Raw genomic sequence first — 16,031 nt, 5'->3', positions numbered from 1 at the left:
ATTGTATCAAAGGGATGAGGCCGGCCGGCTATCTCAGGTTTTTGTCGGCAGGCGTCGCCGAAGGCCGAAACTGAATCCGCAGAAAACGGCAAAGGCAGCAGAGAGGAACCCCAGAAGGTGCCAGATGCCGTGACGCATCGCCCACCAGGCGCAGGCGCCCACACAGAGTTGAACCAGGCCGTATCCTGCCGAGACCCTCCAGTGCGGGATCCCGCGCTCGTTGGCCAGGAGTTGGTAGTAATGCCGGCGGTGAGCCACGAACAGATCCTCTCCTGCCCTCAGACGGACCAGCATCGTCGTCAACTCATCCGCATAGAACATGAACAGAAAGGCGCATAAGCAGGCGAAGTCGGCGGGGCTCGCGCTCGACCGTACGGCGGCATATCCGAACACATACCCGAGCAGGACGCTGCCGACGTCGCCCATGAATACCTTGGCGCGGGGGAAGTTGAATGGGAGGAATCCGGCGCAAGCGGCGGCCAATCCGAAAGCGACCCCAGCCAGGGGGTCACCCGGCGCCCGCTGGTGGACAAAGGCCCCGAGCAGGCCGAACCCCACTATTCCTGTTATCCCGGCGATGCCGTTGATGCCGTCCATGAAGTTGAAAAAGTTGGCCGTCCCGACCACAAAGATTGCCGCAAGAACTGTGGATAGGGGATTCAACCCTGCGCCGCTCAACGAGAAGAGCGCGGCAGTGAATTGCGCTGCGAGGCGGACCTTCGGGTCGATATGCGTCCTATCGCCGATAAGGCCGATCAGGGCGATCGCGGCTGCCGGGATCATGAAACGCGCGGGGGCGTGTGCCATCCAACTGACGACAAGGAATGCCAGCAGTATGCCGATGCCCCCGCCCTTGGGAACCGCGGAGGAGTGTGAGCTCCGCGGATTGGGGGCATCCGCCAAGCGCAGTGTGAACCCATAGCGCGCCATGAACCACGCTCCAGCCAGGCCTGCCGCGAAACTGAAAAGCAGGGTGGAGGTCATGGTCGGAGGCATCGGGGCTAAGGAGAACCCCGGGGGTTAAGCACTTCTCGCAACTCCAGCCCTATGATATCCGCCCAGACCCGATGGCCCTCCTTCGTCAAATGAATCGAATCATAAAAGATGGCCGCCTGTCGGACAGCAGGCATTTTCGCAAGCTTGTCCAATATATAAATCGTTTTGATCCCATGTTTTTCCAGCATTTGTCTTACCAAAGGTTCTTTCGAATCGCCGTGCAGCACCTGGGCTCGACTCGGGGAAATGAATATCAGATGCTTGGATTTCCTCTTCTTCAAAAACTCATCCATTTCCTGGAGCTTAATGACGGCTTTTTCAACGACAGCTTCTTGCTCATGCTGGCTTGCGAAGGATTGCCATTCAACATATCTTCTATTATTATCAATTTCGTTCGTCAGGAATAGGATTACTTCTTCTAGCGCGCATGTCGGTTTCTTGTTGAAAAATGGCAAACCGCTCATCCTCGTCAACCCGCGATAGAAATCGCCCTCAGTCACAACTGTCACGTATGTACTCGCAGGAGTGAAATGTGTTCCAACCACCAAGCCATGGATGTTCTCAATGCCCCATCCATTGACGCCCGCATCTCCACCGACATGACCAGCTATTGTGCCGACCGCCAAAACAGCAAACAATTCCGAATTGTCGATATAGCTCCCGCCATAGGCAACAGAATCTCCCAAGAATAGGACTTTGTTCTTCACATCTCCTTGCCAATCGGCTTGTGCCCGCAATCCCAGGTTGTTGACCTTGATTTCGGCTCCATGGAACCTCTTGATTTTCTGATTAGGCAAGAGCCTGTATCCGTAAAATGGCGATGAGTCATATAACGGTGGATTGCCAAGGCCCATGAAACGTCTCAAAATCAGCTCCGTTGCAACGACGGAACAGATGATTGCTACAGCCAGAAACCCGATGATCGTGGTTTTGGTATTTCTCTCGAAAAAGCTATTTTCGTTCATGTGTGCTGAGGACCACGAAGCGGGACCCCGCGAAACATATGAAGGGAATTATCGCAGGCAACCATCTTGCCCAAGCCCCTGTGGGGGGCTAGCAAAGGTTATAATACAAAAACGCCGCCGGATTGAGCCCCTGAATCAGGGATGAGTGTGCTCACGAACAAGGGCCGGCGCCACTGAAAGCGCTATACTAAGGCTTGCAACCAAGCAACCAATATGAAGACAGGAATTATCATACAGGCAAGGACTTCCTCCACCAGGCTGCCGGGGAAAGTCCTCAAAGACCTTCCGTTCGGCAGCGGGATCACTGTATTGGAGCAGGTCATTCGCCGGGCAAAGAAGTCGAAGAAGGCGGATGCGATTATCATCGCAACGACTGAAGGGAAAGAAGATGATCCCATCGTGAAGATAGCCCAAAAGGAAGGGGCGCGGTTTTTCAGGGGCAGCCGGGATGACGTTCTGAGCAGATACCATTTGGCCGCCCAAGAAAACGGGCTCGATGTGATAGTCCGGATAACCTCGGATTGTCCATGCATCGATCCGCAGATAATCGACGCGGTGATTAGTCGGCACATACGCGGTTCATGCGATTACACCTATAATCAGTTTTTTGCGCATGGGTTGGACGTGGAAGTTTGTTCGTCCGTTGCGTTGGAAACCGCTTTCCGAAATGCACGCAAGGATTGTGAAAGAGAGCATGTCACGGTCTATATGCAAGAAAGCCACCCCGAACGGTTCAAAATAGGGGTGGTCAAGGCCGGCAAGACGCTCCGCCGGCCGGGAATAAGGATTACGCTGGATACGGAGGAGGATTATCTTCTGCTTTGCGCGGTCTATGACTATCTTTATCCGAAAAACAGATACTTTGACGCCCGGGAAATAGTCCGTCTTTTCGGGATGCATCCATGGCTTTCGTCGATAAACGCCGGGACTTATCAAAAGATTGCCATAAAGAGCGTCCGGCATGAAATCCGCGAGGCGGCAAGATTCCTTAAGCTGTATGGTTTCCCCGAGGCGGCTCGGCTCCTGAAGCGACACCGGCCCTAAAGATGAAGGTGCTCATCATCACCGAGGGTGGAGGAGACATCGGATTTGGGCATGTCAGTCGCTGCATGGCGATTCGTGCGGCCTTCGCGGAGCAGGGAGTGACTCCGGAACTGATAGTCAATGGGGATAAGGAGTTGTCCCGCATGGCGGAAGATGATGGTTTCCGAGTGCAGGATTGGCTGCATGGGCCGGAACAACTCGCGCAGTCGCTTGAGGATGCGGATATCGCCTTGATTGATTCCTATCTGGCGGGCCCGGGTTTCTATACCGATGTCTCGCGAATGGCGCGGCTACCGGTCTATCTTGATGATTGCCTGCGTCTCAGCTATCCCGCCGGCGTGGTGGTCAACGGGGCCATCCTAGCGGAGGGACTGGATTACCCGCAACGCCGCGATGTCGAGTATCTGCTGGGAGTCCGGTATTTCCCCCTGCGCCACGAGTTCTGGGAAGTCCCGCCCTTGCGCCCCAGGGAGCAGGTCCGGAACATCATGGTCACCTTTGGCGGGTCGGATTCGGCCGGTCTGACGCCCATGACCCTGGGATGCTTGGCGGAACACGCTCCGGATGCCCGCAAGAGAGTCGTCATCGGCAAGTGGTTCAAGAACATATCCGAGATCGAGAGGGCTGGCGACCCGAACACCGAGTTCTACCACACTCCTGACGCGGACGGGATGAGGGAACTCATGCTTGTCTCGGATCTGGCGATTTCATCCGGCGGACAGACTCTGTATGAACTAGCCAGAGTGGGGCTTCCGACCATCGCTATCGCCGAGGCCGATAACCAACTCAACAATGTTCGGGGCTGGGAGAAGACGGGGTTCATCTTCTATGCGGGCCGTTGCGTAGATGCAGGTTTAGCCAAGTCCGTTTTGACCGGGTTTCAACTTTTGCAGAGCCAGACGAGCAGATCGGAAAGAAATCGGATTGGGAGGGGGTCCATGGACGGTGAAGGTGCCCGTCGGTTGGTCAACCGACTGCTGTCTCTCGCGCGGACGCGCGCCCAGGGGCTGCCGTCATGAGTGGCGTCAAGATTGGCAGGTTCATGATCGCCAATTATGGGATGCCCTTTGTCGTCGCCGAAGCCGGCATCAATCATAACGGCGAGCTTGCAAAGGCCTTCCGAATGATCTGGGTAGCAAAGAAGGCGGGCGCCGATGCCATCAAGTTCCAGACCTTCAAGGCCGAGGAGTTCGTCGCCGACCCTCGGCAGATGTTTACCTATCGTTCTCAGGGCCGGAAGGTCACCGAGTCCATGTTAAAGATGTTCAAGAGATACGAATTCTCGGTGGGTCAATGGAAAGCGCTCAAGAGGGAATGCGACGCGGCAGGCATCATGTTCTTGTCTACACCCCAGAATCCTTCTGACCTCGGTGTTCTTCTGGGGCTCGGAGTGAAAGCCATCAAGGTCGGGTCGGACGATTTTACGAATATCCCGCTGCTCAAAACCTATGCCAAAACCGGCCTGCCTATCATCCTGTCTTGCGGGATGTCGGATATGGCGGAGGTCCGGCAATCCTTGGACGCGGTGGGGGCGATGAGGGGATGTCCCACGATACTCTTGGTTTGCACATCACAATATCCGACGCCTCTTTGCGACGCCAACCTGCTACGGATTCGGACGCTGGCAAAGGCTTTCCCGAGGATCCTGATAGGTTATTCTGACCACACCCAAGGTCCTCTGGCGTCCTCCCTGGCCGTCGCGCTGGGCGCCTGCTTCCTAGAGAAGCATTTTACCTTGGACCACGACCTGCCCGGGCCCGACCATTGGTTCTCCGCGGACCAGCAGGGCCTTGCCGTGTGGGTCAAGGCGATCCGAGATTCCTTCTCGATGCTGGGAGACGGCATCGTCAAGCCCACGAAAACTGAAAGGGCCAATAAGCGAGAGTTCCAACGAATTGTCGTGGCCCTGAAGGATATCTCGGGGGGGGAGGCATTTTGCGACGAGAACATCGGGATGCGGCGGATTCCCGGAGGGAGGGGGCTTCTTCCGAACCGTTTCGAATCACTGATTGGGAAACGTGCAAGACGGGTCTATGCAAAAGGGAGCCCCATCGGCGCATGAGAAAGGTCTTTATATTGCTGAATACGCTCGATGAATACACCTTTAGCGATACGCTGAAGAGGTATCTGGGCGATGCGGTCATTTCGATCGGGGATATTCTACCGGAGAATCGGGCGGAGTATGACTTGATAGTGCCCTGGTGCTATCGGAAGAAGATCCCAAACCTCACCAAAAACACTAACGTCGTCGTGTTCCACAGCTCGGATCTTCCGAGCGGGAAGGGTTGGGCGCCCATTTTCCACACAATCATGGAAGGACTGGAGCATTACACCGTGTCAGGGATGCTGGCATCGGATGAGATCGATGCCGGAGATATCGTTGTGAAAGCCAAGTTCGGTATGAAGGACGGCTATACAGCGGACATCCTGAGAGTTTGGGATATCGAGATTACCGCCAGATTGATGAGGGCGATCCTTGACCGATTCGTCGGTAGGCCCATCACCGGGATGAAACAGACGGGCCGAGGCACTTACCGCCCCCGGAGGACCCCAGCAGACAACAGGCTCCGCCCGGATATGAAAGTGCGGGATGTCATCAAGCTGCTGCGGGCATGCGAAAAAAGACATCCTGCCTTTCTGGTCTGCGGCGAGACCACATTCAATCTCCGTGCGGAGCCGGCAGTGCGTCCCGAATTTCCGGACGACCTAGAAATCACATTCTATCCCGGGCAACCCACAAGTCATCATGATGATTGATATTCCTCATAACAGGCCGACCCTGGGCACGGAAGAGTCATGCGCTGCCGCCAGAGTGTTGGAGTCCGGTTGGGTGGCACAGGGCAAGGAAGTCGAGGCATTAGAGGATGAGTTTTGCGCGTTCCTGGGATTGCCGGCCGGGCATGCTGTGGCCTTGTCGAGCGGCACCGCAGCTTTGTTCTTGGCGTTGTGGGTTCTGGATGCCCGGGGCAAGAAGATCCTCTTCCCCGCCTATTGCTGCTCGGCGTTGCGGCATGCTACGGCCATGGCGGGGGGGCATGAGGTGATTGCAGACATCGCCGATGGTTCCCCCAACATCGATGTGAAAGCCATCAACTCCATCACCGCGGACATCGCCATCATTGCGCATATGTATGGTTTGCCAGCGGATGTCTCAGTTGTAAAAATTCCGGTCATTGAAGACTGCGCCCAGGCTTTAGGGGCATCCGTGGACGGTGCGCCGGTCGGATTGCGCGGAGAAATCGGGATATTTTCATTCTATGCGACCAAGCTCATCACCAGCGGGGGACAAGGTGGGATGATTGTTTCAAAGACCCGCACGTTGGCCGATGCCGTCAGGGACTACCGTCAATTCGACTGCCGGCGAGATGCCAAGGCTCGGTTCAATTTTCAGATGACGGATTTGCAGGCGGCCATCGGAAGGGTGCAGTTGAGCAGGCTCCCCGGATTTCTGGATGCAAGGGCCCGGATTTTCGACAAGTATAGGCGTTCTGGGATGGAACTGCTGGATGTGCCATCTCGGGGTCCCCAGCGTCTGTCTCCTGCCAGATACCGAGCGGTGCTGAAGACCGAGTCTCCTGAGAGGACATTAAAATCCCTCGAGGAAGTCGGCATCGGAGCCATCGTGCCGATCAATGACTGGGAACTGCTTGGCCGGCCTGATTCGCTTCCTAAAGCTCTGGGACTGACCAGGATGACGGTCTCTTTGCCAATCTATCCGTCACTGCCGGACGAGGCGGTCGAGCGAGTCATCGCGGCGATTGGAAAGAACTGACATGATTCTTACTGCCCATCAGCCGGTCTATCTGCCTTGGCTCGGGTTGTTCCACAAGATTGCCCTCAGCGATGCATTCTGCAGTTTTGATGATGTCCAATACCTGAAAAGGGACTGGAACAGCAGGAACCAGATCAAGACTGCGAGTGGCCCGATATGGCTCACAGTCCCGGTCCTATCAACCGGACATCGAGAGAAGCCCATACGTGAAATTGAGATTGACAATTCATCAGATTGGCGGAGAAAGCACTGGAAGTCGATCCATCTGAACTACAAGAAGGCCCCCTACTTCAGCAGGTACGCTGATTACTTCGAGGAGGTTTATAGGACCGACTGGAAATATCTGACGGATTTAAACGAGGCAATGCTGAAGTGGTTCCTAAAGGAGCTGGGAATCAAGGCCCATTTCCACAAGGCTTCGGATCTCCACTTCGAGGGCCATAAATCCGGCCTCGTCCTAGATATGTGCAGAAAGATGCACGCGGACCTGTACATCTTCGGGATCCTTGGCAAGGATTACGCTAAGGAGGACGAGTTCTCCCCTGCGGGCATCAAGATCTACTTCCAAGACTACAAGCACCCCGTTTATCCTCAACTGCACGGCGACTTCGTCCCATATATGAGCATCATCGACCTGTTGTTCAATTGCGGCGACAGCAGTTTTGATATCTTGATGAGTGGGAACATCGCCAAGTGCGAATTGCCGGACATCTGGGAGGGCCAATGAACAAAACCATCAACAGGACAAGCCAGGAACTGGACTACGCTAAAGGGATGGATGTTTTTTTCAACAGGGCGAGTGGTTCTCTCACGGACAAGCTGGCCAATTTCCCCCGGTTCGTGAGCCGCCAGGCTCTGGCGACCTTCCTCTACAAGTACGAGATTTTTCAGAAGGTCCTCGACGTTCATGGTTCTATCCTGGAATTTGGTGTCTTCCGAGGAGGTGGGGCCTTCTCGTTCGCGCAACTCAGTGCGATTCTGGAGCCCTATAACTATCAACGCAGGATCATTGGATTCGACACCTTCGAAGGCTTCCCAGAGGTCAGCGAGAAAGACGCAATTCACGGCTCGAAGACCGGCCCGAAGAAGGGCGATTTCTACACCACCAAGGGATTTGACCAAGAATTGGCGGAGAATGTCGCCCTGTTCGATAAGAACCGTTTCCTAAATCACGTCGAGAAGATCTCCTTCGTAAAAGGAGACATCAACGAGACCTTGCCTCGGTTCCTCAAAGAGAACCGCCACCTCGTGGTCTCCCTGGCCTATTTTGACCTCGACATCCATGAGCCCACGAAGAAGGCTCTCCAGATGATTCTTCCCATGATCCCCAAAGGCGGTATCATCGCTTTCGACGAACTTAATAACCCTCAGTGGCCGGGAGAGACGGAGGCGCTGGCCGCGACCTTGGGAATCAATAAGTTCCGTCTGCAAAAGCTCCCCTTCGAGCCATGCCGAAGTTATTGCGTAATCGAATAGGGAGAAAGGGGACATGGGTTTCTCGAAGGAGTGGGACGACCGGTATCGGGAGAACACCCAGATGAGCATCTGGCCTTGGTCGGACTTGGTTTCCTACGTGAGGCGCTACGCTGCCCCCAAGGGCGCTTCCTTCAAGGTCCTGGAGTTGGGGTGTGGAGCGGGCGCCAATATCCCCTTCTTCCGGCATCTTGGTGTCGACTACTACGCGATAGAAGGTAGCGAATTCATTGTCAGGAAACTTTGGGAGGCCTTCCCCGACTACAAGGCCAGGATCGTCACGGGCGATTTTACGGCGGAGATTCCTTTCGAGGGCTCGTTCGATTTGATCGTCGACCGCTCGTCGCTGACCCACGCGACCACTTCCGGGATCAAGAACGCCTTGAAGATGATTCTCGCCCGCTTGAATCCAGGGGGGAAGTTCATCGGGATCGATTGGTTTTCGACCCAGCATTCGGACTCGCGGAAGGGGACCCATCAGGAGGACGAATACACACGCTTCGGGATAGCGGAAGGTCAATTCGCCGGCGTAGGCTGCGTCCATTTTTCCGATAAAAAACACATAGTGGATCTTTTCTCCGGTTTTCGGATCCGGGTCATGGAGCACAAGGTCGTCAGGAAGGAAATCCCTCATGATGAGCACGTGTTCGCGAGCTGGAATTTCGTGGCAGTGAAGGAGGCGGCGTGAGCAGAAGAATACTTGTCGTGGCGGCGCATCCGGATGATCAGGTCCTCGGGTGCGGGGGGACGATTGCGCGCTTGGTCAAGGAAGGACACGAGGCCTTCTGCCTGATTCTCGGCGAAGGCGCGACCTCAAGGGATGAACGCAGGCACAGAAGCAAGAGGATTCGGGAAATATCAGATTTGAAGAAGCAGACCTTGAATGCGAATCGAATCCTGGGCATCAAGAGGGGCTTCTCGTTCGACTTCCCGGACAACCGTTTCGATACAGTGCCATTGCTGGACATTGTGAAGGCCATAGAGAAGGTCAAGGCCGAGGTCGAACCGCAGTTGCTGTTCACGCACCATGCGGGGGATTTGAACATCGACCATCGGGTGACCTACGAGGCGGTCCTTACCGCCACGAGGCCCATTGCGAGCGAACCGGTGAGGGAACTGTATTCCTTTGAGGTCCAATCTTCGACCGAGTGGGCTTATCCCTGCACATTCTGTCCCGAGGTTTTCTACGACATCGCGGCGACCATGAAGCAGAAGCTCGCGGCCATGCGGGAATACTCGGCTGAATTGAGGGAGCCCCCGCATCCGAGATCCTTGGATGGGATCAAGGCTTGCGCGTCCACCTGGGGGTTCAAGACCGGGACTGTTTACGCGGAAGCTTTCCAGGCCATCAGGGTGCTGCGCTGATCTCCTGAGGAACAAAATGAAGATCGCCTTCATCAACATCGCGTTAAGGCCTGAGGCCAAGAGGCAGCACTTGCCGGTCGGGCTGGGATATGTCCTTACCGCCGTCAAAAAGCAAGGTCTTGAGTTCGGCCTGTTTGACATGGCTGTCGACAACATCTCCGTGGACGGGTTGGAGGCCATGTTGGGTCGAGAGGATTACGATGTGTACGCATTCGGGTGCATCGTCACCGGGTACAGATACGTCGATCAGATCTCGCGGATGATAAGGCGGATCCGGCCTGATGCGACCATCATCTGCGGCAATTCCGCAGCGACCTCGATCCCGGAGCTGCTGTTGACGAACACGGAGGTGGATATTGCGGTTTTGGGCGAGGCCGATATCACGATTGTGGATTTGTTGAGAGCTCTGGAACGGCGCATGCCTATCTCTGAGGTCAAGGGGATTGCTTTCAAGAAGGACGGCAAGATCAATTTCACGGGCAAGCGCGCCATCATCCCGGATTTGGACACCATCGGATTTCCTGACTGGGATATATTCAACCTAGAGAAATACGCCCGATACTCCGATGTCAATTCCAATTCCTTCTCCGGGGACAAGGTGGTGTCTTTTCCGTTGAATTCGGCGCGCGGGTGCCCTTTTCAATGCACCTTCTGCTACCACGTTTTTCTGGGTCAGAAATACCGAAGGTATTCGGAGCCGGCCATTGTCGGGGAAATCAAAAGACTGCACGACAGGTACCGGTGTGACTTCGTCGCATTTTGGGATGAATTGACGTTCCCCACCTTAAAGAGTGTTGAATCCAGGGTGAAGGCGATAAAGGCCCTGGATTTCAAGATTCAATGGGGGGCGGACGCCCGGGCGGGGTTGTTCCGTGCAGAGCATTTGGATTTGATAAGAGCCATGAAGGAATCCGGCTGCAATCATATCGGGTTTGCCCTGGAAAACGGGAGCCCGGAGATCCTGGCTGCGATGGGAAAGAAGATGAGCGTCGACCAGTTCATCGAGCAGGCAAAGGTGCTATGGAAGGGGGATGTCGTCCCCCTTGCCAGCGTCATTTTCGGGTATCCCCAGGAAACCCCGGAGACCATCCAACTCACCCTCGATATCTGTGAAGAGTGCGATATCTATCCCAGTGTGGGGTTCCTGCTGCCTCAGCCTGGGACCCCAATCTATGAATGGGCGAAGAAGGCCGGCCGGATAGCCGACGAAGTGGAATATCTATCGAGGATCGGCGACCGGCAGGATTTCCATGTGAACCTGACCAACATGTCCGATGTGGAGTTCGTTGAAACTGTGACCAGGAAATTGGAGGCGTTGGCCAAAAGGCAGGGGCTTAAGCTTGAGTCGGTTTTCAAAACGGTAACCTTCCAAAAGCCCGCGACCGCCAAGCTCCAAGAGCGCAAGTAGTCGATGAATGCGGCGGTGTTGCTGCAATCAGTCCGCAATCCCGAGAGACCAACCGTTTGTCATTTGCGCTGGAGTCATCGTCGCCGGAGACTTGTCGGCCGCCGTGCTGTCCTGGGATATACATTTGATACAATAGCGACGAAGCACGCAGTATTTCCCCATGCCTAGAAAGGCCTCAATCACCGGCCAGATTCCCCGGAACAGTCCCGCTTACTGGAGCAAACGGCGCGTTCTGGTCACCGGGGGTGCCGGGTTCCTGGGCCGCCAAGTCGTGGAAAGGTTGGCCACTCTTGGCGCCGAGGTGTTCGTCCCCAGGAGTCGCGAATACGACCTCCGACTCCCTGACGTCGTACAGCGGGTGTTCCGGGATTTCCCTTGCCAGACGGTCTTTCATCTGGCGGCTCGGGTCGGAGGCATAGGGGCCAATCGGGCCAACCCTGGGAGTTTTTTTTACGATAACCTCATGATGGGGGCCCTACTCATGGAGGCGGCGCGCCGGGTGGGCGTGGATAAATTCGTCCAGGTGGGGACTGTCTGCGCGTATCCCAAATTCACCCCGGTTCCTTTCCGGGAGGCGAACCTTTGGGACGGCTATCCAGAGGAGACCAATGCCCCTTATGGCATAGCCAAGAAGGCCTTGTTGGTCCAGGCCCAAGCTTATCGGAGCCAATACGGCTTCAATGCCATCTATCTCCTTCCCGTCAATCTTTACGGCCCTCACGACAATTCCGACCTGGAATCCTCGCACGTCATACCCGCCCTGATACGGAAATGCCTGGAGGCGAAGGCCGCCGGGCGGCCCACGGTGACCTTGTGGGGCAGCGGCAAGGCCACGCGGGAGTTCCTCTACGTCGGGGACGCGGCTGAGGCCTTGGTCCTGGCGGGGGAGTTCTACGATTGCGGAGAGCCGGTCAACCTGGGCTCCGGGAGCGAGATATCCATTAAGGAGCTGGCGAATCTGATCAAGAGGGTCGTCGGTTTTGAGGGGGAATTCGTCTGGGATGCCAGCAAGCCGGACGGCCAGCCGCGCCGTTGCCTGGACACCTCGCGCGCCAGAGAGGCTTTCGGCTGGACGGCGCAGACCTCGCTGGAAGACGGGCTATCCCGGACCATCCGGTGGTACCAGGAAGCCCTGGCCCTTCCGCGATGACAGCCCCAGCTGGCGAATCGCTCTTGCCCCGCGCGGGGCAAGAGCGCCCGAACTAAGCCCGCGCCAGAATTCCACCAATGCGGATTGCCCTCATCAACCTGACCGGTGGCGGCATGTGTGGAGGGTATCGCAAATATCTGGTCAACATGCTGCCTCGTTTGGCTGGCCATGCCAGTGTGGACTCCGTACTCTGTGCATCTCCAGCCTCCTTGCAAGTGCCGAAATGGTTCCCGCCGCTGCAAAAAGTGAGTTTCGCGGATTGCGGGACGTTCCGGGCCGGATGGCATGCCCCCAACTCGGCGCTTGAGAAAAGTCTGCGGCAATTTTCTCCGGATGTCCTGTTTGTGCCTGCCTCCAGATGGGTGAAGTTCGGGGACGTCCCATCTGTGACCATGGTCCAGAACATGGGGCCGCTTGTACCCATGCGCGGAATCGGGCCCTGGGAAAGACTGCGGCGGGCGGCTCAGTATCTTGAAACGAAACTAGCGGCAAGAAAGGCGGACAAGGTGATTGCAGTATCGCATTTTGTCAAAGAATATATGGTGGACCGGTGGGAGATCGCTCCGGATAAGATCTCCGTTGTTTATTTCGGCGCGAGATCTTCGCAGGAAACAGCTGTGCAGCCGCCGGTCCTTGCTCAGTGTCAGCCGGGACATTTCATATTTACAGCTGGGTCAATCGAGCGTTATCGAGGCCTGGAGGATTTGCTGGGGGCGCTTGAAGAGCTCGCTGTACGCACTGCGCAGCCCGTCAAGCTTGTAATCGGAGGATCGGCGAGAAAGGAGATGATGCCGTATTTCGCAGATCTCCGACGTCGCGCGCATGAGAGCAGATTAGGATCCAGCGTGTGCTGGGCCGGCGACCTGGACAGCGCAGGGATGGCGTGGTGTTATGCGCATTGTTCGGCCTTCGTCATGACCAGCAAGGTCGAAGCCTGTCCCAACATCGCTCTGGAGGCGTTGGCCCATGGCTGCCAGTGCATCGCCGCGGACAATCCCCCTTTGCCGGAGATTTTCGGTGGCCAAGCCGTTTGCTACAAGCCGGGGGATTCCTGTGGCCTGGCGGCGGCAATCGAACTCGTCTTGCAGCGCAGCTCAGAAGAAAAAGACGAGATTCGGCGGCGGACGCTGGTGCGGGCAGGACAATTCTCCTGGGATGTGGCGGCCGAAAAAACCGTCCAAATCCTGAGCCAGGCGATCGCATGAAGATCTCAATAATCACGGTGGTTTATAACAATGTTCATACCATCGAAGATTGCATCAAGAGCGTTCTGGGCCAAACCTGGTCTGACCTGGAGTATATCATCATAGACGGCGGCTCAACTGATGGGACCTTGGAACTGATCAATAGATCTGCTCGCGGCGCTCGTATTGTGTCCGAACCGGATAAGGGGATTTATGACGCAATGAACAAGGGGATAGCCCTGGCTACCGGTGACGTCGTAGGGATACTGAACTCGGACGATTTCTATGTCGACGACCGCGTCATCGAGAAAGTGGCGGCAGCCTTTGACACTTTAGCGATAGACGCGCTCTTCGCTGACCTCGTGTATGTCCGGCCGGACAAGCCTGATAAAATCGTCAGATACTACAGCGGCGCCGACTTCACTCTGGACAAATTCGCCGCTGGTTGGACGCCACCCCATCCTACGTTTTTTGTAAGAAGAGAGTGCTACCTGAAGTGGGGCCTCTTCAAAACCGACTACAAGATTGCGGCCGATTTCGATCTAATGGCCCGGCTTCTGGTCAAACACGGCATCAGATATCACTACTTGCCTGAAGTGATCATCAAGATGCGCACCGGGGGCGTGAGCACCCGAAGTTTTTACAGCAATATGGTATCGAATCGGGAGATGCTGAGAGCCTGCGCTGAGAATGGGATAGCGACGAATAGGTTCAAAATCTATTCAAGATTTTTCACAAAATGTATGCAGCTATTTGCCAGACCGAAATGAGCAGGTCTTTGTTCCCATAATCTCGCCGCCGGGTCGGCCCGCGAGAGAGTCGATGAGCCCCAGGATGGCTTTCCGGGGGTCGCCCTGGCGCATGTAGTGGTCGAAGAAGGTCGGGTCCTGCCGCGGCTCCAGCCGGCCCTTGAGGAAGAGGCCGAGTTGGGAGGCCAGCTCCTCTACGCTTTCGCAATAGTGGACGCGTTCCTTCAATTCCGAGAGGGCTTGGGTCTCGAAGGGGTTCATCGCGTCGGGCATCAGAAAGATCTCGGCGTCCAGGTGCCGGACGTCGTATAGGGGCGAGGCAGGGAACTCGACGATCACGATCCGCGGAGAATACTCTTCGAGGAATCGCGTGAAACTGATGTCGTCGATGACCCGCAGGTTGGGCAGCCTCTTGAGCACGGGCAATATCGCGCAGTTGCCGGGGTTCGGGAAGGGGAAGGGCTTGACGTATATGCTTAAGCCTTCCAGGGAGTTCAGGTACTCAAGGATTCGGACCTGATTGTCCGCCAAGGCGTCCGGCCGACTCGTCGCGCAGCCGCCGGCGAGCATGGGCTGGGTGAAGGTCAGCGGGAAGACGATGTCGATGCGGCGCTTGGCGGCGGCCCTCTTCGCCGGCAGGGCTCGTCCGAGCGGGAAGATCTTCGGGCGAGGTTCTGCCCGCGGGTAGGCCCGCGCGAGATCGTCCTCTGTGAAGCCCCAACTGATGAAATGGCTGCATCTATCGAAATCACATGCGAAATTCCAGGGAGAGATCTGGTCGACGTAGCAGTTCCCGTGCTGGGTTCCGAGCACCTTGATCCCCGAGGAGCGAAGGTACTCGAAGACCAGGTACTTTTGGAAGCCCATGCTATTCCCCCATATTCCGAGAGAAATCGGATAGCGGGCGTTGACTTCCTTGAGGAACAGGACGGTTCTCAAACACTGCGCGATGCGTCCCGTGAAATCCTCCCGGATGGCGGACAACGCCGCGGTCTCCAATTCCCGGTCCGCGGTCCTCGGCAACAGCGCCTCCAGCTCAGCAGGGTTCCAGTCCAGCCTGGGTTCGGGGATGCTCCCGCGCAGTCCCTCGGGGTAGGGGCTTTCGGCGTCCCGATAGTAAATCAGATTGTAACCGCTCAGGGACTCGCGCAGGAAGCCTAGATGGTAGAGCGGCTCGAACAGGAGTATGTTCTTCCTTTCCTTGACCGGGCGCCGGCATCTCCAGGAGCAAAGGAGTATCTCCATGCGGGCCGCGAGAGCCTCTTTTACGGTCCCCCAGCGGCGTGCCTTCCGGAGCAGTCGTAGGGCTCGCTGGAGATGGGCGGGGAAACCGGCCTGGGCCGGATAGTCTATGACCTCGATCTCGATGCTCGGGAACAGCCCGGCAATCAGGCCCTGCAAATCGCAGGTCGTCCTCAAGAAGCTATCGAGCCGGGGATTGCCGAAGCGTATCGTGCCCACGCCATGTTGTTCGACCATCCTTGCGAGCGCCAATCGGATGCAGGTCTGACTCAAGAGATGATATCTCCCGAGAAAGGAGTAGAGCGGCATGAAGTATCTCATCCGTAATCCAAACCTGCCATTCAGAAAGGGCGCCGCCTTCTCGTCCAAAGAGACCAACATCCGATCGGTCATATCCGAACACTGCTCGACTTGGCTGCGGATATCCGAGTCCGTCAAGAAGTGGCTCAGGCACCGGCACTCAATCCCATGGAGTTCCTGGAGGTGGATGGACACGCTCGGGTGAGTGGTGAATAAAAGGTCTTCCTTGATGAGGCCATTCTCGAGGCAGAATTCTGCCTCCGCCACGGAGTGCAGTATCAGGGCGTTCTTCATCTGGCGGTCAGCGAGCGGTCGCACCGGTGATGGGCCGCCCCTGTGTTCATTTATTGAACATTCTACTCAAATAAGGTACCATTGTCTAC

16 protein-coding genes are annotated in these 16,031 nt (G+C 56.3%); 13 read left to right on the top strand and 3 right to left on the bottom strand.

The window, feature by feature from the left end; translation table 11 throughout:
• Positions 1 to 33: 33 nt before the first annotated feature.
• Together NTY77_13935 and NTY77_13930 are read right to left on the bottom strand one after the other, a co-directional pair.
• Positions 34 to 984: a glycosyltransferase family 4 protein gene (locus NTY77_13935; protein MCX5796590.1), complete on the bottom strand. Its 951-nt coding sequence runs from the start codon at positions 982 to 984 to the stop codon at positions 34 to 36.
• Positions 985 to 1,001: 17 nt separating this feature from the next.
• A complete protein-coding gene (locus NTY77_13930) occupies positions 1,002 to 1,961 on the bottom strand; it encodes a hypothetical protein (protein MCX5796589.1) in 960 nt (319 codons plus the stop codon).
• A 213-nt stretch (positions 1,962 to 2,174) separates the two neighbouring features.
• On the opposite strand from NTY77_13930, the gene NTY77_13925 reads away from it, so the two are divergent.
• From NTY77_13925 to NTY77_13865, 13 genes are all read left to right on the top strand, one after another.
• Positions 2,175 to 3,005 (top strand): glycosyltransferase family protein, encoded by an 831-nt coding sequence (locus NTY77_13925; protein ID MCX5796588.1) that lies wholly within the window; start codon positions 2,175 to 2,177, stop codon positions 3,003 to 3,005.
• A gap of 2 nt (positions 3,006 to 3,007) precedes the next feature.
• Complete coding sequence (locus NTY77_13920) at positions 3,008 to 4,024, top strand: glycosyltransferase (protein ID MCX5796587.1); 1,017 nt, start codon at positions 3,008 to 3,010, stop codon at positions 4,022 to 4,024.
• Positions 4,021 to 5,067, top strand: coding sequence for an N-acetylneuraminate synthase family protein (locus tag NTY77_13915; protein MCX5796586.1), 1,047 nt, complete (start codon positions 4,021 to 4,023; stop codon positions 5,065 to 5,067). The genes NTY77_13920 and NTY77_13915 overlap by 4 nt, the downstream gene beginning before the upstream one ends.
• Positions 5,064 to 5,762 carry a hypothetical protein gene (locus NTY77_13910; protein MCX5796585.1) on the top strand — a complete coding sequence of 233 codons (699 nt, stop codon included), beginning with the start codon at positions 5,064 to 5,066 and terminating at the stop codon, positions 5,760 to 5,762. The genes NTY77_13915 and NTY77_13910 overlap by 4 nt, the downstream gene beginning before the upstream one ends.
• Complete coding sequence (locus tag NTY77_13905; protein MCX5796584.1) at positions 5,752 to 6,777, top strand: DegT/DnrJ/EryC1/StrS family aminotransferase; 1,026 nt, start codon at positions 5,752 to 5,754, stop codon at positions 6,775 to 6,777. Before NTY77_13910 ends, NTY77_13905 begins: the two co-directional genes overlap by 11 nt.
• Position 6,778: 1 nt before the next feature.
• The gene (locus tag NTY77_13900) at positions 6,779 to 7,504 is read left to right on the top strand and encodes a WbqC family protein (GenBank protein ID MCX5796583.1); all 726 of its coding nucleotides are present in this window, start codon (positions 6,779 to 6,781) and stop codon (positions 7,502 to 7,504) included.
• On the top strand, positions 7,501 to 8,253 hold the full coding sequence (locus NTY77_13895; protein ID MCX5796582.1) for a class I SAM-dependent methyltransferase: 753 nt from the start codon (positions 7,501 to 7,503) through the stop codon (positions 8,251 to 8,253). Before NTY77_13900 ends, NTY77_13895 begins: the two co-directional genes overlap by 4 nt.
• 13 nt (positions 8,254 to 8,266) lie before the next feature.
• Positions 8,267 to 8,938: a class I SAM-dependent methyltransferase gene (locus NTY77_13890; GenBank protein MCX5796581.1), complete on the top strand. Its 672-nt coding sequence runs from the start codon at positions 8,267 to 8,269 to the stop codon at positions 8,936 to 8,938.
• Positions 8,935 to 9,615, top strand: coding sequence for a PIG-L family deacetylase (locus NTY77_13885; GenBank protein MCX5796580.1), 681 nt, complete (start codon positions 8,935 to 8,937; stop codon positions 9,613 to 9,615). The genes NTY77_13890 and NTY77_13885 overlap by 4 nt, the downstream gene beginning before the upstream one ends.
• A gap of 16 nt (positions 9,616 to 9,631) precedes the next feature.
• The gene (locus tag NTY77_13880) at positions 9,632 to 11,023 is read left to right on the top strand and encodes a radical SAM protein (protein MCX5796579.1); all 1,392 of its coding nucleotides are present in this window, start codon (positions 9,632 to 9,634) and stop codon (positions 11,021 to 11,023) included.
• A 160-nt stretch (positions 11,024 to 11,183) separates the two neighbouring features.
• On the top strand, positions 11,184 to 12,173 hold the full coding sequence (locus tag NTY77_13875) for a GDP-L-fucose synthase (GenBank protein MCX5796578.1): 990 nt from the start codon (positions 11,184 to 11,186) through the stop codon (positions 12,171 to 12,173).
• A gap of 77 nt (positions 12,174 to 12,250) precedes the next feature.
• Positions 12,251 to 13,378, top strand: a complete 1,128-nt coding sequence (locus NTY77_13870; GenBank protein MCX5796577.1) for a glycosyltransferase family 1 protein — start codon at positions 12,251 to 12,253, stop codon at positions 13,376 to 13,378.
• Positions 13,375 to 14,127 (top strand): glycosyltransferase family 2 protein, encoded by a 753-nt coding sequence (locus NTY77_13865; protein MCX5796576.1) that lies wholly within the window; start codon positions 13,375 to 13,377, stop codon positions 14,125 to 14,127. Before NTY77_13870 ends, NTY77_13865 begins: the two co-directional genes overlap by 4 nt.
• Here the strand turns inward: NTY77_13865 and NTY77_13860 are convergent.
• Positions 14,107 to 15,585: a hypothetical protein gene (locus NTY77_13860; protein ID MCX5796575.1), complete on the bottom strand. Its 1,479-nt coding sequence runs from the start codon at positions 15,583 to 15,585 to the stop codon at positions 14,107 to 14,109. The two genes, NTY77_13865 and NTY77_13860, sit on opposite strands and share 21 nt — an antisense overlap.
• Positions 15,586 to 16,031: the final 446 nt, after the last annotated feature.

This window comes from Elusimicrobiota bacterium (assembly GCA_026388095.1).
In the GTDB taxonomy this organism is placed as follows: Bacteria; Elusimicrobiota; Elusimicrobia; order UBA1565; family UBA9628; genus UBA9628.
Note: the sequence above shows the minus strand (reverse complement) of the source record. Positions and strands in the feature narration are given on the sequence as shown.

Coding starts and splice junctions, on each gene's coding strand:
- NTY77_13935 (MCX5796590.1), bottom strand. CDS start 984: ATGACCTCCACCCTGCTTTTCAGTTTCGCGGCAGGCCTGGCTGGAGCG.
- NTY77_13930 (MCX5796589.1), bottom strand. CDS start 1,961: ATGAACGAAAATAGCTTTTTCGAGAGAAATACCAAAACCACGATCATC.
- NTY77_13925 (MCX5796588.1), top strand. CDS start 2,175: ATGAAGACAGGAATTATCATACAGGCAAGGACTTCCTCCACCAGGCTG.
- NTY77_13920 (MCX5796587.1), top strand. CDS start 3,008: ATGAAGGTGCTCATCATCACCGAGGGTGGAGGAGACATCGGATTTGGG.
- NTY77_13915 (MCX5796586.1), top strand. CDS start 4,021: ATGAGTGGCGTCAAGATTGGCAGGTTCATGATCGCCAATTATGGGATG.
- NTY77_13910 (MCX5796585.1), top strand. CDS start 5,064: ATGAGAAAGGTCTTTATATTGCTGAATACGCTCGATGAATACACCTTT.
- NTY77_13905 (MCX5796584.1), top strand. CDS start 5,752: ATGATGATTGATATTCCTCATAACAGGCCGACCCTGGGCACGGAAGAG.
- NTY77_13900 (MCX5796583.1), top strand. CDS start 6,779: ATGATTCTTACTGCCCATCAGCCGGTCTATCTGCCTTGGCTCGGGTTG.
- NTY77_13895 (MCX5796582.1), top strand. CDS start 7,501: ATGAACAAAACCATCAACAGGACAAGCCAGGAACTGGACTACGCTAAA.
- NTY77_13890 (MCX5796581.1), top strand. CDS start 8,267: ATGGGTTTCTCGAAGGAGTGGGACGACCGGTATCGGGAGAACACCCAG.
- NTY77_13880 (MCX5796579.1), top strand. CDS start 9,632: ATGAAGATCGCCTTCATCAACATCGCGTTAAGGCCTGAGGCCAAGAGG.
- NTY77_13875 (MCX5796578.1), top strand. CDS start 11,184: ATGCCTAGAAAGGCCTCAATCACCGGCCAGATTCCCCGGAACAGTCCC.
- NTY77_13870 (MCX5796577.1), top strand. CDS start 12,251: ATGCGGATTGCCCTCATCAACCTGACCGGTGGCGGCATGTGTGGAGGG.
- NTY77_13865 (MCX5796576.1), top strand. CDS start 13,375: ATGAAGATCTCAATAATCACGGTGGTTTATAACAATGTTCATACCATC.
- NTY77_13860 (MCX5796575.1), bottom strand. CDS start 15,585: ATGGTCGAACAACATGGCGTGGGCACGATACGCTTCGGCAATCCCCGG.